The sequence below is a fragment of the Pseudoprimorskyibacter insulae genome (assembly GCF_900302505.1).
Classification (GTDB): Bacteria; Pseudomonadota; Alphaproteobacteria; order Rhodobacterales; family Rhodobacteraceae; genus Pseudoprimorskyibacter; species Pseudoprimorskyibacter insulae.
Map to the genome: position 1 here is coordinate 1,064,079 of NZ_OMOJ01000001.1, position 18,991 is coordinate 1,083,069.

An 18,991-nucleotide genomic window follows, 5' to 3' on the forward strand; every position below is an offset into this window, starting at 1 on the left:
TTATTCTACCCCGAAATAGGCGCGCGAAATCGCTTCGCGGGAAATTTCGCCCGTTGCGCCTTCCAGCGACACGCGGCCTTCTTGCAGGCAGTAGACCCGCGATGAGACCGACAGCGCCTTGCTGATATCTTGTTCCACGATCACCGCGCTCATGCCGCCGCCGACGATGCCGGGCAGGGCGTCGTAGATGTCTTTGATGATGATCGGTGCCAGCCCAAGGCTGATTTCGTCGAACAGGATCAGATCCGGGTTCGACATCAGCGCCCGGCCAATCGCCACCATCTGTTGTTGGCCGCCCGACAGGGACGTGCTGGCCTGATTGCGGCGTTCCTTGAGGATCGGGAACAGCTTATAGACCGCCTCAAGCGACCAAGGGCCGGGGCGTTTGATCCGCCCGCCGATCAGCAGGTTTTCCTCGACCGAAAGCGAGGGAAACAATTGCCGCCCCTCGGGCACCAAGGCGATGCCAAGCGCGGCGACCTGATCGGCCCGCAGCGCCCCGATGGGCTGGCCTTTGAAGGCGATCTGATCGGCCCCGTTGCGCATCAGCCCGGCAATGGAGCGCAAAAGCGTGGATTTGCCCGCGCCATTGGCCCCGATGATGGCCAGAACTTCGCCTTGATCGACGCTCAGATCCACCCCGTAAAGGGCTTGGAAATCCTTGTAAAATGCCGTCAGGCCGCGGGTGTTTAGAATGGGTTCAGGCATCGGCTTCGATCCCCAGATAGATTTCCTTGACCTCGCGGCTGTCCATCACCTCATGCGGGTCGCCCTCGGCGATCTTGCGGCCAAAGTCGATCACGACCAGACGTTCGACCACGGCCAGCAGGGCATGCACAACATGTTCGATCCAGATGATCGACACGCCGCTGGCGTGAATGTCGCGAATGGTCTGCACCAGGGATTTGCATTCGGCCTCGGTCAGACCGCCCGCGATTTCGTCCAGCAACAGCAGTTTCGGTTTCGCACATAGCGCGCGCGTCAGTTCCAGCCGCTTGCGGTCAAGCAGGGTCAGTCCGCCTGCCAACTTATTGGCTTTGTTCAACAACTCGGTCTGGTCCAGCACGGTCAGGCACAGGGTTTCGGCCTCATGCCCGGTCAGGCCCGCCGATTGCGTCGCCGCGATCATCGCGTTTTCGAACACCGTCAGACCGGAAAACGGCTGCGGCACCTGAAAGCTGCGGGCAATGCCCATGCGGCTGCGGCTGGCCGCGCTCTGCGAGGTCACATCGCGCCCGGCAAACTCCACCCGGCCCGCGTCCGGCGACAAGGTGCCGGTGATCAGGTTGAACATCGAGGTCTTGCCGGCCCCGTTCGGCCCGATCACGCCAAGCGCTTCGCCTTGGGCCAATTCATAGCTAAGGCTATCGGCCACCGTGACCGCCCCGAAGGACCGCGACAGGCCATCTAATTTCAGTATTGAGCTCATTTCGCCCCCGTGGTCGGCGTGGCGGCGCCAGTTGCGGCGCCGCCGGTTTGCATCACAGCAGTGCCAATTCGCCTGTCAGCGGAATATGCGGCGCCGAAGAATTGGCGACGATTTTCAGATCGAAGGCGTCGCCCTCTTTCTGCCACTGACCCGCAACAAGCGGCGTCTTGGTCACGTTGTTGATCGGCCCATTCGCCCAGTTCACCGGGCCAACGATGGTTTCGACGTTGGTGGCGGCGATGGCCGAAACGATGGCTTCTGGATCTTCCAGATCCTCGGCGCGGGCGATGACATCGGCCACGACTTCGAACAACGCGTGTTTAAAGCCGATCGGCTGGGTCCACGGACGGCCCGACGCGGCGGTGTAACCATTGGCCAGTTCGGCGGCGCTGGCCCCGGTCAGGGACGAGTTGAACGGATGGTTCGGCGACCACCAGACCTCGGACGACAGCCCGTTGCCGCGATCCCCTAGCGATTCAATCACCGACGGGAACAGCAGCGCCTTGCCGATGGTCACGACCTTGGGGTTGAAGCCCTGTTGGGCGGCTTGGCTCCAGAAGGTGCCAAAGTCCGGCGGGATCATATTGCCGGTGACGATTTCGCAGCCTGCGTCCTTGAACGCATTGATATAGTTCGAAAAATCGTCGGTGAGCGGCTGATAGCGGCCCGGATCAAGCAGGTCATAGCCTGCCGCCGCCAGCGGCTTGGGCAGGCCCAGTTCGGGGTGGCCCCAAGCATTGCCATCTGCGTCGTTCGGGAACAACCCGCCGACCTTTTTGGCAACGCCCGACTTGTCCCACATATCAAGGAACGCGCCGATCACATCCTCTAGGCCCCAGAAGAAGTGGTAGGTGCTGGCAAACCCCTGACCCGGCACGCCATTGCGGCCAAAGAAATAGGGCTGCCACGGGCAGTCGGTGGTGATGCAGGGTACTTCGTTGATTTCGGCCTGATCGGACACCGGGTTGACGGTATCGGGGGTCGAGGCGGCAACGATGATATCCACCTCATCGCCAAGGATCAGGTCGGCGGCCACTTCGGCAGCGCGGTTCGGGTTCGACTGGCTGTCCTTCGAGATGATCTCGATGTTCCATGCCTTGCCGTTGTTTTCAATCCCGCCCGAAAAGGCGGTTTGAATGGCCTCAAGCACATAGTCATCGGCCTCGGCAAACCCGGCAAGCGGGCCGGTGCGCGGGCTGACATGGCCGACTTTCAGTGTCGGCGTCGCGGCATAGGCGCGGCTGCTGTGCAAGATCGCCGGGGCCGCCAGCAAAGCGCTGGTGCCCGCAAGAAAGCTGCGGCGGTTCAAGGGTTGTTTCGTCATTTGGTCCTCCCTCCGAAAATCAGAACGATGTGCCGTGCCCCGGCACGGGGGTCGTCAGTCCTTCAAGATGCCTTCGAGTTTGGTCAGGTGCGTTGTCACCCGATTGCGCACTTTTGCAGCCTCTTCGGGCGTCCAAGTGCGGAATCCTTCGCCGGATTTCATGCCCAGCTTGCCATCTGCCACCAGCGCCTCAAGATAGGGCGAGGGGCCGCGGCGATCCTCCAGATCGGCCAGAACCGTGTTGTGAATATCCAGCGTCAGATCGGTGCCGACCAGATCGGCGTTTTCCAACGGACCAAGCACCGAAAGGCGGCGGCCAAAGCAGGATTTCACCACGGTATCAACGGCTTCCGCGTCGCAAATGCCGCGCTCCACCAGACTGATCGCTTCACGCCAAAGGGCGTGCTGCATCCGGTTGCCAATAAAGCCCGGTACGTCCTTTTCCACCCGCACCGGCGTTTTGCCCGCATCGGCCAATAGGGCCATCATCGTGTCCATTGCGGCGCCTGAGGTCCATTCGGTGCGGATCACCTCAACCAGCGGGATCATATGCGGCGGGTTCCACCAATGGGTGCCAAGCGCGCGGTCTTTCAGGCGCAGCCCGCTCATGATCTCGGTGATCGGCATGACCGAGGTGTTGGAGGCCAGAATGCAGGTATCGGGCGCGTGGGCCTCGACCTCGGCAAAGATCGACTGCTTCAGCGCCATTTTTTCCGGCGCGGCTTCAAAAACCACGGCAGCGTTTTTGACTGTCCCTTCGACCGTGTCGAAAATCTCGACCTTTTTCAGGATCTTGGCAATCCGTTCATCGCTTTCGCCCATCAGGCGCAGGCTGTCGCGGATACGGCCAGACACGGCGGCGCGGGCCTCGGGGAAGGGGTCGGTGATGGCCACATATTGCCCGGCGCGGGCTAGGGTCAGCGCAATGCCATGCCCCATAAGCCCTGCGCCGATCACGGCCATCTGTTGGTTCTTGGCCACCATGGTTTAACCCGCCGTATAGCCACCGTCGGCATATAGAATATGCCCGGTGTAAAAATCGCTGGCTTTGGACGACAGGAAAAGCAGTGGTCCGGCCAGATCTTCAGGCTCGCCCAAGCGGCCTTTGGGCACGCGGGTCAGGAACCCGTCGCGGACGGTTTTGGCCTGATCGGTGTCTTCGAACATCCACGCTGTCAGCGGGCTGCGGAACACGGTGGGCGCGATGGCGTTGACGGTGATGCCCGTCGGGCCAAGCTCGCAACCAAGCGCCTTGGTGATCCCGTCAACCGCAGCCTTCGAGGCGCAATAGGCGGTGTAGCCCGCGGGATGGCCCAGAAGGCCGCGCGCGCTCGACACCAACACGATCTTGCCTCCGGTGCCTTGCGCCTTCATCTGGCGGGTGGCCGCGCGGGCAAGCAGCCACGATTGCGTGACGTTGGCATCCATGACGCTGGTGAAGGTCTCGGGAGCCATTTCGTCGATCTTGGCGACCTTGTTCATGCCGCTGGCAACGACAAGGATGTCCAGCGCGCCATAGGCTTTGACCACTTCGGCCACCATCGCCTCGCAGGCGGCTTCATCGCTGGGGCGGGCGTTGACCTCGGTCACGTCTGTGCCGATCTCGCGGCACTCATCGGCGATGTCCTTCAGCGCATCGGCAGACCCGGCCGCCAGCACAAGCTTGCAGCCAGCGCCAGCCAGAACGCGGGCGGCAACCATGCCAAAGGCACCGGAAGCCCCTGTAATCAGGGCGGTTTTGCCCGAAACATCAAACATCGAAAGCGGGTTGGTCAGGGACATATCTTAGGCCTTTGGCGGATAGGGGATCACGACAAGCATCGTGCAGGTGTGGTTCGAGCGGTTTTCGATCTTGCGCACTTCGCCGGGGGCAATGGTGCAGCTGTCGTATTTGCCAAGAACCGTCTCTTGGCCGTCGATGATCACGGTCATCTCGCCTTCAAGAACCACGTAAACTTTTTCGAACGGGGTGCTATCGGGGCCAGCGCCGGCACCGGGCAGAAACTGGCTCAGGCCAACCCACTGGTTGGTCGGGCCGCCGTCTTCGAAGCCTTGCAGACGCAGGCCGACAACGTCCCAATGATTGGGCGCTTCATAAGGCTGCGCATCGGAAAAACGTTTTAGGTGCATCGTCCGCCTCCCGTCGTGTGATGCTGGGAAAAAGGGGCGCCGCCGCGGAGGGATTGCGAACGGCGCCCTTCAGATCAGTAGGCGTCGCCCGCCTCGATCCGGAAGTTCTGGGACTTGTCGATCATGGCGACCAGACGAACGATACAGCCGTCACCGCGATCCCAGTTCCACGGGAAGAATGCGAAGGTGCAGCGCTTGCCGGTGACAGCGTCCAGATCGCCGCCCACGTTTTCGATGCCCATGATTCCGTTCTTGAACAGGATGTTGTGAACCGGTTCCCACTCGGGGAAGGCTTCGTCCCACGGAATACCGCCCGACCATTCGAGGTATTCTTGCTCAAGGTGCGGCAGCAGAGGGCCGTTGCGCTGCGGGCCAATGGCGGTGGCCAGCGGGTGGTCGTTGGCTTGGGTGTCGTGGCCGACAACCTTCACGCCTTTTTCAACCATCCATTCGCCAGCCGATTTCACGAAACCGGGGCAATAGGCAAAATAGTCACCGTCTTCGTACTGCTTGTGCCAGCCGGTGTTGATGATCAGAACGTCGCCCTTGCGGATCGACTTGCCACAGGCCTCTTCCAGATCGTCATAGGTGATCGGCTCCCACTTTTTCTTGGGCATCGACACAACAATGCCCGAGCCGAAGAAATGCGGCAGCGGCACTTCGTCGATGAAAGGCGTGCCTTGAACCACGTGCGCGGGGGCGTCGATGTGGGTGGTGGCGTGCATGGTGGTGGTGATGCGCTGGCTCAGAACACCCGATTTCGCCATGTAGTGAATGCGTTCGATCTTGGTGTCTTCGAAATAGGGCCAGTTGGGGTTCTGGAACCCGAAACGGTGGCTGAGGTTGTAGAACTCAAGCCCCATGCTGTTGTCGAGGTTCCCCTCAAACTCAATGCCGCGAACTTTGACCATCGGGCAAATCTCCCCTGTTCACCGCCGAGGCGGTGTTTGTTGCAATAGAATGTCAGGATTCCTCCTCCTGTCCCGAATAATGATGCATGTGCATCGCTATGCGGTCAATACTTATTTGCATTATGGGTTTTCTGTATCGTATGGTGGGTTTGCCAAAGGTCGCATAGAGTGTTCCATGGCAGCGCGAAACCATGAACAGAAAGACCAAAAACCTTGAGCGACAAAGACTTGGGTAAGGGCCGCAACGGCATTCAGGTGATTGAACGGGCTGCACGAATCTTGCGGGCCTTGAAGGACAACCAATCGGGCATGAGCCTTGGACAGATCGCCGAAGCGGTGGATTTGCCCCGCTCTACGGTGCAACGAATCGTCGGTGCATTGCAGAGTGAGCGGCTGGTGATTGCCGGATCGAACGGTGGACGGCTCCGGCTAGGGCCGGAACTCAGCGCTTTGGCCGAAGCGGCGCGGTACAATATCGTGGAAACCTGCCGGCTGCTGCTGACCGAATTGGCACAAGCCACGGGCGAAACGGCGGACCTGTCGGTGCTGCGCGGATCAGCGATGATCTTCCTGGATCAGGTTCCCGGCACCCACCGCCTGCGCACCGTGTCATCGGTCGGTGAGGCGTTCCCCCTGACCTCAACCGCGAATGGCCGCGCCTGTTTGGCCCTGATGGAGAACGACGCCGCAATGGCCTTGGCCCGCGAAGAATGGTCCCGTCAGGGGCACCCCGGCGATGAGGCAAGCCTGCTGAACGAGCTGGAACGCATTCGCAGAACCGGTCTGGCCTATGACCTTGATGAACACACCCAAGGCATTTGCGCCGTTGGCTTTGCTTTTGCCGATTGGACGGGTGATCTGCATTCGATCTCGGTTCCGGTGCCGACAACCCGGTTCGAAGAAATCCGCGATGTGGTCGAAGATGCCCTGCGCAATACGGCCGGACATGTGCAGCGCATGATGGAAAAGGGGCGTTTCCCGACTTAATCGCGGACGCGCAGCACCCCGGCCAAGCTGGACAATGTCAGCGCCAGTACGGCCAGCAAAGCAAAGGACACCCGCAGCGATGTCAGCTCGGCCACAAAGCCGATGATCGCGGGGCCAAGCAATGTGCCGCCATAGCCCAGCGTCGCAACGCTGGCGATGGCGCGTCCGGGGGCGGTGTTTGGATCGTTGGCCGCGCGTGAAAAGGCCAGCGGCACCACGACGGCATAGCCGACGCCCATCAGCGCAAACCCCGCCAAGGCCGGCCCAAACGCCGGGACCGAGGCGACAAGCGCCGCGCCGCAGGCCGCGCTTAGCCCGCCGAAACGGGCGGTGGCGACCGACCCAAAGGCTTGGATCACCCGGTCGCCGATCAGGCGCATTGCCACCATCGTCACCGAGAAAGACGCATAGCCAAGCGCCGCCATTTGCTGACTGACGTCTGCCGGGCCGGTCAGGTACACCGCGCTCCAGTCGGCCATGGCGCCTTCGCCGATCGAACTGCAGAAGGCGACAAACCCCACCAGCACCAGCGCGCCTTTGGGGAAGGCAAAGACCGGCCCCGCACCGCCCGCCGCGCCGGGCGTGTCTTTCCATGGGGCGCGGGCCAGCGCGAAACAGGCGACGGTTGTGATGGTGCCTGCCAGCGCGAAATGCGTCAGCACCGGCATGGACACCGATAGCGCCAGATAGCCAGACCCCGCACCAAGCCCTGCCCCTAGGCTGAACATGGCGTGAAAGCTGGTCATGATCGGCTTGCCCATCTTGCGTTCCACATCCGCGCCCCAAGCGTTCATCGCCACATCCATACCGCCATGGGTCGCGCCAAAGAACACGATCAGCAGCATCAGCATCGGCATGTTTCCAGCCAATGGCAGCAGAAGCAATCCAACCGCATAGAGTACGGCCAGCAGCTTGGTGACGGTCGCGGCCCCTTTGCGGTCGGTCAGATGGCCCGCAACCGGGAAGGCCACCATAGCGCCAAGCGACATGAACAAAAGGCACAGGCCCAGTTGGCCGTGACTCAGGGTAAGGCTGTCTTTGATCGTCGGAATGCGCGAGGCCCAGATCCCGAACAGCGCCCCGTTTAGAAAGAACATCGCCGATACGGCAAGGCGGGGCGTTAGGAAAGGCGTCATGAATCCATCCGGTCAAAGGGCTTTGGATGTCATGTGTTGCGCTAACGGTGGCAAAAGCCAAGTCACGAATTCTTTCAGGGGAGAATACTTAGCCAGCCCCAGATGGTCAGCGTGCTAAGCGCGGTTGCCACCAAAACCGACGATGCCGCAACCCGCTTGGCCCGGCCATACATATTGGCAAAGAGGTAGGAATTGATCCCCGGTGCCATGGAGGCGGTGGTCACCGCCGACCGGAAGTTGTCGGTGGACAGGCCCAGCGTTTTGCCTAGCGTCCAGGTGATGGCCGGATGGATCAACAGCGCCAGGACGCAGATCATTGCGATTGTGCGGGCGTCGCCCTCGGGGCGGTAGCGGAACAGCACGCCGCCCATTCCAAACAGAACGGCCGGCAGCGCGGCGCGGATCATCATGTCGATGGCATCTGTCGCGGGGGTCGGCAGGCCAATGTGCAGCAGGTTGAAGGACAGGCCCAGAATGATCCCAAGCACCAGCGCGTTGCGGAACATCGCACGCGGCACAGTGATGAGCAGCCCGAGCGAGGTGCGCCCTTTGGCGCGGGCGATCTCCATCGCGGTGATGCCAAGCGCATAGCAAAACGGCGAATGCATCGCGACAATGGCATAGTTGCCGGCCAGCGCGGCCTCGGAACTGCCAAAGGCGCGTTGTGTGATCGGCAGGCCCAGCATCAACGAGTTGGCGAAAAGGCAGCAGAACCCGATGGCAATGGCGTCTTCCCAGTCGCGTTTGAACAGCAGCCGCGCCCCCATGATCCCGAGCGAGAAACAGGTCACGGATCCGGTATAAAAGCTGATGAGGATCGGCCAGTCGAAGGTCTGGCCAAGGTCCAACTGCCACAACGCCCGAAACAGCAGGCAGGGCATGGCAAAGCTTTGGCTGAACTTCATCAGCCCGTCGACGCCGCTATCGGTCATCCAGCTACGCCAAACGGCGATATAGCCTGCGCCGATCACCAAAAAGACAGGAAGGATGACGTTCAGCAAGGCCTGCATGCGGCGGCTCTCCGGGCGGGTGGTGTGTGCGCGTATTTAAAAAAGAGAAGAAGCAGGAAACCGCGCCCGGTCCTGCGACGTGGGTCACAAAGCGTAAGTCACAGTCAGCCCATCATAGGCTGGGACGATATGGTCGGGCGTTTCGGCGGCCACGGCGTCATAATCGAGGTCGATATGCATATTGGTCAGCACCGCGCGGCGGCAGGCGATCCGGTCGATCCATTCCAGCGCCAGCGCGAGGTGGCTGTGGGTTGGATGCGGGGTGCGGCGCAGCGCGTCGATGATGAAACAGTCCAGCCCCTGAAGCGTAGGCCAGACATCGTCGGGGATTTTCACCACATCGGGCAGATAGGCCAGATTGGCCACGCGGAACCCCAGCGCGTCGATGCTTCCGTGGTTGACGCGAAATGGCGTCAGCTCAATCGGGCCGCCCGCGCCGTCGATGGTGAAGGGGCCACGAATGGTGTGCAGGTTCAGGATTGGCGGGTAGGGGCTGTCTTCGGGCTGGACGAAGGCATAGCCAAAGCGCGACAGCAGATCGTTTTGCGTATCGCCATCGGCCCAGACGGGCAGGCGTTGGCGCATGTTGAACACGATCTGGCGCAGATCGTCGATACCGTGCACATGGTCGGCATGGCCATGAGTGTAGACCACCGCATCAAGCCGACCCACGCCCGCGTCGATCAGTTGTTCACGCATGTCCGGGCCGGTATCGACCAGAACCGTGGTGGTGCCGGTGTCCGATTCCCGTTCGATCAGAAGCGAGCAGCGGCGGCGGCGGTTCTTGGGGTTGGTCGGGTCACAATCCCCCCAATGGCCACCAATCCGGGGCACACCGCCGGAGGAGCCACAGCCAAGAATGGTGAACCGCAGTTCGTTCATGCAGCCGCCTTGTACTGAGTGACCTTGGAAAACAGCCGTTCGAAATTCGCCTCGGTCTGGGCGGCGAAGGCCTCATAGCTGAGGCCGAACACCTCGGCCCCGACTTTGGCGGTGTGCACGGTATAGCCCGGCTCATTGCGTTTGCCGCGATAGGGAGGCGGGGCAAGGTAGGGGCTGTCGGTTTCGACAAGGATGCGGTCCACCGGGGCGGCGGCGAAGATGTCGCGCAGGTCCTGGCTTTTGGGGAAGGCGGCAATGCCCGACATCGACAGGTAGAACCCCAGATCCAGCGCGGCGCGGGCCAGTTCCGCCGATGAACTGAAGCAATGCATCACGCAGGAATAGGGCTTGGCCTTGTAGCCTTCGGTCAGGATGCGGGCCATATCGTCATCGGCGGCGCGCGAATGGATGATCAGCGGCAGGCCGGTTTCCTGCGCCGCCTCGATATGGATGCGCAGCGAGGTTTTCTGCACCTCGGCGCTATCGGCGGTATAGTGATAATCCAGTCCGGTTTCGCCGATCCCGACGAATTTGGGGTGCTGCGCCATGGTGACCAGATCGTCCACCGTTACGGGGGGATGTTTGGCCGCGCTCATGGGGTGGATGCCCGCGGCAAAGAACACCGGATCATGGGCCTCGGCGATGGCTTTGACGGTGTCCAGCTGGTGCAGCTTGGTGCAGATGGTGACCATCCGGTGGACGCCTGCGGCAACCGCGCGGGCAATCACGTCGGCGCGTTCGTCGTCGAAGTCGGGGAAATCCAGATGGCAATGGCTGTCGGTGATCACGGCGTTGGTCATGCGTGGCCCTTGGCAAAGTCGAAATTCGGGGCGTGCGTCCGGTATCTAGGATGCAGCGGGCAGCGTCAAGGCAGGCTAGGCCGTGGCTTGGCTAAAGGCTTTGAGGACATCAAAAATCAGGCTTGCCGGATCGACATTCACCGCCTGACCATGGCGCAGCTTGTCGCCAGAGGACTGCGCCAGTTCGGCCCATTTGCGGCCAAGCTGCGGATTGGGGGCCAAACGGGCCATTACGGTGCTTTCATGCGGGGCGGCCTGCACCTGTGGCGGGTGGCCGGTCACGCCCGTGCGGGCCAGCCGCGCCAGCGCCACATCAATCAGGCCAAGCAGCAGATCGAACTGGGCCTCTTTGCCGCGACCGGCGGTCATCTCGGCCAGTGCCAGCGCGCGGGGGCGGTCGAGGTTGGGCAGGGTGCCAAGCGTGTCGATCAGCGCGGAATAGAGGCGTAGCCCGTCCAGATTGTTGATGCGGATCGCCTCGCCGACAGATCCGCCGGACAGTTCCGCCAAGGCCCGTGCCTGCGCGGGATCGGGTGTGCAATCGGCAGCGGCCAGCGCGGCGGCCATGTCCTCGGCGCCAAGCGGGGCCAAGCGCAGCATCCGGCAGCGCGACCGGATCGTCGGCAACAGGCGCGAGGGTTGGTGACTGATCAGCAGCAGGGTTGACCGGGCGGGCGGTTCTTCCAGCAGTTTCAGAATAGCATTGGCTGCGTTTGGGTTCATCTCATCCGTCGTATCGACGATGACAACCCTGCGCCCCCCTTCGGCGGCGCTGAGCGAAAAGAAGCCCTTGAGCTTGCGAACCTCTTCGACGGTGATCTGGGTTTTCAGGCGCTTGGTCTTTTCGTCATAGGGGCGGCGCAGCGCGAAAAGCCCCGGTTCCGCCCCGGCCATCATGCGGCGGGCGACGGGGTGTTCAGGGTCAATATCCAGGGTCGTGGGCGGGGGCGGCGCGCCGAATAGTCCGTCATCTTCGATCAGCGGGGTGGCCAGCAGAAACCGCGCGATGCGCCATGCCAGCGTGGCCTTGCCAACCCCGCGCGGGCCCGCGATCAGCCAGCCATGGTGCAGCCGGTCCGAGGCATAGGCCTGCAAGAACGTCTGTTCTGCCTCAGATTGGCCAAGCAGTTGCGCGGTTTCACGCGGATGCGGCGCGCCTTCGACGCGGTCCGGTTGGGGCAGATCGTCCGTGCTCATGCCAGATGAGCCTGCACAGTTGCCAGAACGTCGACGGCGACGTCTTCGGGCGCGCGTGCGCCGTCGATCACGCGGAAGCGACTGGCGAATTCTTCAGCCAGTGCCAGAAAGCCCGCCCGCATTTTCTGCTGAAGGCCAAGGCCGAAATCTTCGAACCGTTCTTCGGCGGTCTGGCGGGCTTTGGCCCGGCCAAGCGCCTTTTCGGGGTCCATGTCGATCAGCAGCGTCAGATCGGGTTCCTGCCCGATCATCAGGTTGTGCAGCGTGTCCACCTTACCGCGTAGATCGCCCCGGCTGAGGCCCTGATACATGCGCGTGCTATCGGCGAAGCGGTCGCAGATCACCACCTTGCCTGCCGCGATGGCGGGGCGGATCGTGCGTTCCAGATGGTCGCGCCGCGCGGCGGTGAACAGCAGCAATTCGGTTTCCGCAGACCAGCGGTCGGGATCGCCTTGCAGGACCAGCGCGCGGATTTCCTCGGCCCCGGCGCTGCCGCCCGGCTCGCGGGTCAGAACGACCTCATGCCCGGCGGCTTGCAGCGCTTCGGCCAAAAGGCGGGCCTGCGTGGATTTGCCGGAACCGTCGATGCCTTCGAAACTGATGAACAGGCCTGTGCCGGTCACGACGCGCCCTCAGCCGGGCCATCCTGAAGGCGGCGCAGCAAGACTTTGCTGGCGGTGCTGACACGGCTCAGAAAGCCGCCCTTGGCCACATCGGTCGCCGCCACCAGTGGAAAGCGCTGTTCCGGTAGGCCATCGGGGCGCAGCACCAGATCGGCCAGTTTTTGACCCTTGGCGATCGGCGCGGGCAGGGGGCTGGTGTAGATCACTTCGCCCTGGATCTGGCTACCGCCCATCGCGGGCAGCAGAACCACAAGATCCTGCGCCGTGGTCAGCCCGACCTTGGCGCTTTGCCCCATCCAGACCTCGGCATTGGCGATGATCGTCCCGGCCTTGGCAACGGTGTTCTGGCTGAACTGACGGAAGGACCAGTTGACGATGGCTTCGGCTTCTTCGGCGCGGGCCTGTTGGCTTTGCAGACCCGAGAAGGCAAAGATCACCCGACGGTCGCCCTGTTTGGCCGATCCAACCAGACCATAGCCCGCTTCCTGCGTGTGGCCGGTTTTCAGCCCATCCGCGCCAATTCCCAATCCCAACAAGGGGTTGCGGTTGCGCACGTTCTGCGGGGCGCGGCCATCAAATGGAAATTCTTTCTCCGAGAACATCGAATAATATTCGGGGAAGTCTTCGATCAGGTGGCGTGCCAACAAGGCCAGATCGCGCATCGACATGCGTTGGCCGGGGTCAGGCCAGCCGTTGGAATTGGCGAATTGCGAACTGGTCATGCCCATTTGCTGCGCCCGGCGGGTCATCAGCGCGGCAAACCCGGCCTCGGTGCCATCGGGGCTAAGGGCCTCGGCGATGACCGCGCAGGCATCGTTGCCCGACAGAACGATGATGCCGCGCAGCAGATCCTGCACGCGCACGCGGTCGGTCGTATCCAAAAACATGGTCGAGCCGCCATAGGACATGGCGTGGCTGGACACCGGAAGACGTTCCTCAAGCGACAGACGCCCGTCACGGATCGCCTCAAACGCCACATAAAGCGTCATCAGCTTGGACATCGACGCCGGCGGAAGGGGTGCATCCGCGTCCTTGGCCAAAAGCACCGTGCCCGTCGTCACATCGATCACAAAAGCCGCTTTGGCGCGGGTGTCGAACGCTGCGGCATGTGATGCCAAAAGCGCCGTAAACAGCAGTGCGATGAACGGGCGAAGGACGGTTTTGACCATGGCTTTGGGATCCCTTCCTGTATCAGTTGCTAACGGTGTAGGCGTCGGCAAAGCCCTGCGCCTTGACCTGCTTCATCAGGGTGTTCACTTCAGATTTGCTCTGGGCGGGGCCGACCAGAACGCGCCAGAAGGTTTTGCCCTTTGACGTCTGTTTCTTCACCGTCGGCACCATACCCGCCTGACGCATCGCCGTGGCGGTGTTGTTGGCGTTCTGTTCGACGCTGAAAATGCCGATCTGAATAAAGGGCTTGGCTACGTTTCCGCTGGCGGCCGGGGCAGGGGCCGCCGGTTTGGGCGCGGCGGGGGCCGGGGCGTCCAGTGCCGCCGTAGCGGTTGCCGCCAGATCATCAATCGTGACAGTTTCAATATCGCTGGGCGCATCCAGCGCGCCGGTCAGCTGCGGTTCAGGTGCGGCGGGGGGCGGCGTTTCCTGCACCACCTCGCGGCGCAGCGCGACCACGCTCAGCGATGCGGGCGCACCGGCCAGCATATCCAGCGCGGCGGCGGCATCCGATGACACCTGAATGCGCGGCCCCGGCGTTTCGCGTTCGCGGCGGAACAAGGCACCGATCACGTATTTGCCATTGCCTTCGTTGCGCACGATCACGCGCTCAGGTTCCTTGACATCCGGGTGCGCGACCCAGACACCGCCCAAGGACGGGCGTCCGTCCCATAGGCCTTTTTCCTTGGCTTCGAAAATCTCGGGTGCTTCGACATCGCGTTCTTCGCCTGCCGATGCGTTGCTAGTCCCCGCTGCGCCCTCTTCGGACACTTCGGGTTTCTTGGCCAAAAAGCCCGGCATTTCCATGCCCTGACAGCCTGCCAGCAGAAGGCAAACCATTGCCGTTCCTGCCAGTTTCTGACCCATCCTGCCCCGGAAAAGAGCTTCGCCCTGTCCGCTCATTGCTTGCCCCTTGCCTGTGCGCCAGCCCGGCCTGTTTGTCATTCGTGGCCTTGCGACCGATTGCCTGCGGTTTTGTCCGGCGCCATCCCAATCACTGCGGCGAAGTTTATCCACTTGCGGCGCACAAGAAAACCCTGCGCAACCGCGTCGGCGGATTTTCCCGCAGTGCGCCGCGTCTTGCCAGTTGGATGAGCATATTTGGTCATCAGATCCCTTTGGGGGCGGGAAATGGGTGCCGCGCGCACTTTTGGGCAGAAGCGGCAACCTCTGCCGCCTCTTTGCCAGGGATTGCAGGGGCTTAGCATTTAGGCACGTTTCGCGGTGCCGATTGTCTTGGGGGTGCAGACTGTTGCGGGCCGGGCCTTGCGACCGTCCGACAAGGCCGTGGATTCATTTGAAAAGGAGACCCCATGGCCAACCTGCCCGTCGCAACCCCGAACGAATTGGCAGATTATCTGGTCAACACCTTCTGGGAAGAGGTCGATTTCTACTCCACAGGTTTGAACACGTCTGAGCTTCTCGGCTCGGTTCAATTCTACGATCTTTGATCCTTTGACAGCGGCCGCGCAGTTTCAGCCCTTGCACCCTGCGCAGCCTCGCGCTACGAACCCTCACCATCTGGCAGGGCGTCGCCCGCCTGCGGAAGTGTGGCCGAGTGGTTTAAGGCTCTGGTCTTGAAAACCAGCGTGCGGGAAACCGTACCGTGGGTTCGAATCCCACCGCTTCCGCCAGTTTACCCATTATCCTTGCGCCAGCCACAGATAAGCCCCGTAGCCGGTCAACAGCGCCATGCCCGTTTTGCGGCCGATGGTGGGGCGGGTTAGCAGGAGGGCGGTTAGTGTTGCGGTCACCACGATCAAGACCGGCAAGTCAAAGCGCAGGAAGCGGTTTGCCACAGGGATTGGCGACAGGATCGCTGTGACGCCAAGGATGCCAAGGATGTTGAAGATGTTCGAGCCGACGATGTTGCCGATGGCAATCTCGGACTGGCGGCGCAGGGCGGCGACGAGCGAGGTTGCAAGCTCGGGCAGGGAGGTGCCGATGGCGACGATGGTCAGGCCGATATAGGCCTCGGAAACGCCATGCGCGCGGGCAATGTTGACGGCGCCGTCGACCAGAAACCGTGCGCCGAACATCAACGCCAACAGCCCGCCCGCGACCCACAGACCTGCGCGCCACAGGGGCATAATGGTGATTTCCACGTCCTCGGCGGCTTCGCTATCAGAGCTGCGGTAAGCCCAGATCAGATAGGCGACCAGCCCGGACAGAAGCGCCACGCCATAGATGAACCCGATGGACCCGGCCCAGAACGGCACGATCAGTGCCAGGGTCGCAAGCATCATCACTGTGGTGTCGCGCCCCAAGGTGCCAGCCGCTACGCGGATCGGCCAAATCAGGGCCGAGACACCGACGATCAACAGGATGTTCCCGATGTTGGAGCCGACGATATTGCCAACCGCAATGTCCGGCACGCCCTTCATGGCCGCATCGACCGAGACCAGCATCTCGGGCATCGAAGTGCCAAAGCCGACGACCGTCAGACCAATCAGCAACGGGGGCAGGCACAGCCGCGCTGCGATGGCGATTGCGCCGCGCACCAGCGCCTCGCCGCCTAGGAACAGGCCAACAAGGCCAGCGGCAATCAGAATATAGTCCATTTAGGCCCCGGTCGCGTTTGATTGGGTTGAAAAGGAAAAGAGCGCGTTGGTGATACGAGCTGACGCTCTGGATGCAAGGTCTTTGGTCCGCATATGGGCGGGCATGAAGATCAGTCCTTGAGTGCCGAGGCGGTTGGCAGAGACGCCCTCGGAACAAGCCGACATCACGACACAGCGTCGTCAGCGGGGCCCGGCTTGTTGGATCACACGTGGGGGTGCGACGAAGGGGCAACAAGGACCGGCTACGAATTATTTTCGGCGGTGTCTGCGGGCTGCGTTCCGCGCTTGGTGTCTTGCGGGACTTGCGTGCGCTTGCGCCTACAACGATAGCTGCTTCAATTTTGCAAGTGTTTGGGAAACCTAAATATATGGGCGCTCAAGTGTCCGATATTCCCAAGGTTTGTGAAAAACCAAAATGAATTGACACATATCATGATGAGAATTTGGGACTCCTAGTAAAATTGGAATGTGTTCAACGGGAGCACGGTTTGATGACTGGGAGGGGCAAATGTCAGTCTACGTATTTGATCGCTTGATGACCGTAATCGGAACGGAAGGTGACGATAGCCTGACTGCAGGCAACTACTATGAGTACATCGAAGGCAATTACTATACCGGCCTTTGGGGGAAGGGTGGTAACGACAGCTTTTATGTCACCATGCCGACCGACTCCAATGCCCACCATGTGCAGATCTATGCCGATATCGCATCAGAGGGCATGGCAGGGGATGCCGATGCCGTCTACTTGGACTTCAGCGCAAGCAACTTGGATCTGGTTCTGACGACACCGCGCTCTCAAGACGACAGCCGGTTCAATACCTTCGCCTATCTGGTAGACCCGGACGGGGGGGCTTCTCAGAAAGAGGTGATGGGCAACGCAATTGAGCATGTCTATGCCATCGGCGGCAGCGGCAATGACCAGTTCGCCTTTAACATCAACAAAGGCAGCTTTGATGGCGGTGCGGGGACAGACGGATTTTCGTTCACAATGCTGCGGACGACCGACCCGCAAACCGGGGAACTTATCCGGTCGCCTTTTTCGCTGCACCTCGACATGGCCCAAGCCGCGACAGCCGCCGGCGTGACCCTGCCCAATGGCACGAAACTGGCCAATATCGAATACGCCAAAAACCTGTCGATGGGCACTTTAGACGACTGGTTCTCGGACTATGGTCAGAACAACGACTTTGTTGCCGGTTGGGAAGGGGATGACACCATCCGCAGTTCGGGTGGCAAAGATACAATCTACGGCCATGACGGCACCGACACCGCAATCGTCGATTGGTCTTGGACGAGTGATCAGGTGAACCTGTACCGTCTCGGCGGTCAGGATGGCTGGATCACGATGTGGATCGGACCATCGGCCAGCCCGGACAATCTTATGGGCCCCTACTATGATGCGGCCAACAGTGTCTCAATGCAGAATTTTGAGAATTTTCAGATCATGGCCGGCTCGGGTTCGGACAGCCTTGAGGGAACAGACACCGCCGACGCTTGGGATGGCGGCGCGGGGGATGACACGCTGACCGGCGGGCTTGGCAATGACACGCTGACCGGCGGGGCAGGCGATGACCTGTTGCAGGGCGGCGCGGATGATGACCGGCTGATCGGCGGCGATGGGGCCGATACGCTGCAAGGGGACGATGGGGTTGATACGGCTGTCTTTGACTTTGCTGCCCCGTCAAACACCGATGTCACCATGGATTCCGAGAATATCTACCTGACCTCGGGCGGCGTTACGGATACGGTGGCCCGCACGGTTGAATTCTTTGAATTCAGCGACGGCACCTTGACCCAACAGCAGGTGATCGCGCTGACCGCCGCCGCTGCAACTGGCGCGGTGGTGGTGACCGGAACGCCGGTCGAAGGCCAAACCCTGACTGCCGATACCTCGGGCGTGGCGGATGCCAATGGCGTTGGATCGTACAGCTATCAATGGATGCGCGATGGCGTCGATATTCCGGGCGAGATTTCGGACACTTACGGGGTCATCACCGGCGATATCGGCACGGCCATTTCTGTCCGCGTCAGCTTTGTCGACGGGATCGGCACGCTTGAGACCCTGACCAGCGCCGCCACGGCGGATGTTCAGGCGCAGGCACTGACCCTGACCGGCACGCCCGGCGCGGACTATCTGGTTGGCGGGCAGGCGGGCGATACTCTGAACGGGCTAGACGGCGTGGATACCTTGATCGGCAATGGCGGTGATGACCTGCTGATCGGCGGCGAGAGCGAGAACGACCTGCGCGACGTGATCTATGGCGGCGACGGCAATGACAGCGCCTTGGGCGGCTATGGCAATGACGAATTGCGCGGGGACGCGGGCAACGACACGCTGGAGGGCGGATATGGCGCGGATACGGTGATCGGCGGCACAGGCAATGACGTGCTGACCGCCGGCGCATGGGGCGACGCGCTGTTCGGCGGCGCGGGCGATGACTTCATCAACGGCGGTTTTGGCTTTGACCGGGTCAACGGCGGATCGGGGGCCGATAAGTTCTACCACCAAGGCGTGATCGGACATGGCGACGACTGGATTCAGGACTATAGCGCCGCCGATGGCGATGTGCTGATGTTCGGCGGCGGCGCGGCAACCAGGGATGATTTCCTCGTCCAGCGCGCCAGCACCGCCGGGGCCGGGGATGCCACCGTGCAAGAGGTGTTTGTCACCTATATCCCGACGGCTGATATTCTTTGGGCGCTGATCGACGGCGATGGCCAAAGCCAGATCAATGTTCTGGCGGCGGGACAGGTCTTTGATTTGCTTGCCTGATAAACACCGGGCGCCCGCGATGGGCGCCCGTTTCACGTAGGGCCAAAACCTTAGCGGC

At 61.7% G+C, this 18,991-nt stretch carries 19 protein-coding genes and 1 tRNA gene; 4 read left to right on the forward strand and 16 right to left on the reverse strand.

Annotated elements, in window-relative coordinates; genetic code table 11:
- The 7 genes from PRI8871_RS05410 to PRI8871_RS05440 all read right to left on the reverse strand — a co-directional run bounded on the left by PRI8871_RS05410 (nt 1) and on the right by PRI8871_RS05440 (nt 5,794).
- On the reverse strand, nt 1-708 hold the full coding sequence (locus tag PRI8871_RS05410) for an ABC transporter ATP-binding protein (protein WP_108885125.1): 708 nt from the start codon (nt 706-708) through the stop codon (nt 1-3).
- A complete protein-coding gene (locus PRI8871_RS05415; protein WP_108885126.1) occupies nt 701-1,429 on the reverse strand; it encodes an ABC transporter ATP-binding protein in 729 nt (242 codons plus the stop codon). Before PRI8871_RS05415 ends, PRI8871_RS05410 begins: the two co-directional genes overlap by 8 nt.
- Nucleotides 1,430-1,481: 52 nt before the next feature.
- Nucleotides 1,482-2,753, reverse strand: coding sequence for an ABC transporter substrate-binding protein (locus tag PRI8871_RS05420; RefSeq protein WP_108885127.1), 1,272 nt, complete (start codon nt 2,751-2,753; stop codon nt 1,482-1,484).
- 54 nt (nt 2,754-2,807) lie between these two features.
- Nucleotides 2,808-3,737, reverse strand: coding sequence for a 3-hydroxyacyl-CoA dehydrogenase family protein (locus tag PRI8871_RS05425; protein WP_219928997.1), 930 nt, complete (start codon nt 3,735-3,737; stop codon nt 2,808-2,810).
- A gap of 3 nt (nt 3,738-3,740) precedes the next feature.
- Nucleotides 3,741-4,535 (reverse strand): SDR family NAD(P)-dependent oxidoreductase, encoded by a 795-nt coding sequence (locus tag PRI8871_RS05430; protein ID WP_108885128.1) that lies wholly within the window; start codon nt 4,533-4,535, stop codon nt 3,741-3,743.
- 3 nt (nt 4,536-4,538) lie between these two features.
- The gene (locus PRI8871_RS05435) at nt 4,539-4,883 is read right to left on the reverse strand and encodes a cupin domain-containing protein (RefSeq protein WP_108885129.1); all 345 of its coding nucleotides are present in this window, start codon (nt 4,881-4,883) and stop codon (nt 4,539-4,541) included.
- 74 nt (nt 4,884-4,957) lie between these two features.
- Entirely contained in the window at nt 4,958-5,794 is an 837-nt protein-coding gene (locus tag PRI8871_RS05440) for a cyclase family protein (protein WP_219928998.1), read from the reverse strand.
- Nucleotides 5,795-6,007: 213 nt separating this feature from the next.
- On the opposite strand from PRI8871_RS05440, the gene PRI8871_RS05445 reads away from it, so the two are divergent.
- Nucleotides 6,008-6,781: an IclR family transcriptional regulator gene (locus PRI8871_RS05445; protein WP_108885130.1), complete on the forward strand. Its 774-nt coding sequence runs from the start codon at nt 6,008-6,010 to the stop codon at nt 6,779-6,781.
- Here PRI8871_RS05445 and PRI8871_RS05450 read toward each other — a convergent pair.
- The 8 genes from PRI8871_RS05450 to PRI8871_RS05485 form a co-directional block, all read right to left on the reverse strand.
- Nucleotides 6,778-7,917 carry an MFS transporter gene (locus tag PRI8871_RS05450; protein ID WP_245897771.1) on the reverse strand — a complete coding sequence of 380 codons (1,140 nt, stop codon included), beginning with the start codon at nt 7,915-7,917 and terminating at the stop codon, nt 6,778-6,780. The genes PRI8871_RS05445 and PRI8871_RS05450 overlap by 4 nt on opposite strands.
- Before the next feature lie 74 nt (nt 7,918-7,991).
- Nucleotides 7,992-8,927: an AEC family transporter gene (locus PRI8871_RS05455; protein WP_108885131.1), complete on the reverse strand. Its 936-nt coding sequence runs from the start codon at nt 8,925-8,927 to the stop codon at nt 7,992-7,994.
- Nucleotides 8,928-9,011: 84 nt separating this feature from the next.
- Nucleotides 9,012-9,809, reverse strand: a complete 798-nt coding sequence (locus PRI8871_RS05460) for an MBL fold metallo-hydrolase (protein WP_108885132.1) — start codon at nt 9,807-9,809, stop codon at nt 9,012-9,014.
- Entirely contained in the window at nt 9,806-10,609 is an 804-nt protein-coding gene (locus tag PRI8871_RS05465) for a TatD family hydrolase (RefSeq protein ID WP_108885133.1), read from the reverse strand. The genes PRI8871_RS05460 and PRI8871_RS05465 overlap by 4 nt, the downstream gene beginning before the upstream one ends.
- A gap of 75 nt (nt 10,610-10,684) precedes the next feature.
- The gene (locus PRI8871_RS05470) at nt 10,685-11,806 is read right to left on the reverse strand and encodes a DNA polymerase III subunit delta' (RefSeq protein ID WP_108885134.1); all 1,122 of its coding nucleotides are present in this window, start codon (nt 11,804-11,806) and stop codon (nt 10,685-10,687) included.
- Nucleotides 11,803-12,429 carry a dTMP kinase gene (gene tmk / locus PRI8871_RS05475; RefSeq protein ID WP_108885135.1) on the reverse strand — a complete coding sequence of 209 codons (627 nt, stop codon included), beginning with the start codon at nt 12,427-12,429 and terminating at the stop codon, nt 11,803-11,805. The genes PRI8871_RS05470 and tmk overlap by 4 nt, the downstream gene beginning before the upstream one ends.
- Entirely contained in the window at nt 12,426-13,598 is a 1,173-nt protein-coding gene (locus PRI8871_RS05480; protein WP_108885136.1) for a D-alanyl-D-alanine carboxypeptidase family protein, read from the reverse strand. The genes tmk and PRI8871_RS05480 overlap by 4 nt, the downstream gene beginning before the upstream one ends.
- A 22-nt stretch (nt 13,599-13,620) precedes the next feature.
- The gene (locus PRI8871_RS05485; RefSeq protein WP_108885137.1) at nt 13,621-14,466 is read right to left on the reverse strand and encodes an SPOR domain-containing protein; all 846 of its coding nucleotides are present in this window, start codon (nt 14,464-14,466) and stop codon (nt 13,621-13,623) included.
- 446 nt (nt 14,467-14,912) lie between these two features.
- Between PRI8871_RS05485 and PRI8871_RS19530 the strand changes: the two genes are divergently transcribed.
- Together PRI8871_RS19530 and PRI8871_RS05490 are read left to right on the forward strand one after the other, a co-directional pair.
- Entirely contained in the window at nt 14,913-15,050 is a 138-nt protein-coding gene (locus PRI8871_RS19530) for a hypothetical protein (RefSeq protein WP_181389381.1), read from the forward strand.
- Between the two features lie 93 nt (nt 15,051-15,143).
- A tRNA-Ser gene (locus tag PRI8871_RS05490) sits at nt 15,144-15,233 on the forward strand.
- A 9-nt stretch (nt 15,234-15,242) separates the two neighbouring features.
- Here PRI8871_RS05490 and PRI8871_RS05495 read toward each other — a convergent pair.
- Nucleotides 15,243-16,160, reverse strand: coding sequence for a calcium/sodium antiporter (locus tag PRI8871_RS05495; protein ID WP_108885138.1), 918 nt, complete (start codon nt 16,158-16,160; stop codon nt 15,243-15,245).
- Between the two features lie 508 nt (nt 16,161-16,668).
- Here PRI8871_RS05495 and PRI8871_RS05500 point away from each other — a divergent pair.
- Nucleotides 16,669-18,933 (forward strand): calcium-binding protein, encoded by a 2,265-nt coding sequence (locus PRI8871_RS05500; protein WP_181389382.1) that lies wholly within the window; start codon nt 16,669-16,671, stop codon nt 18,931-18,933.
- Nucleotides 18,934-18,991: the final 58 nt, after the last annotated feature.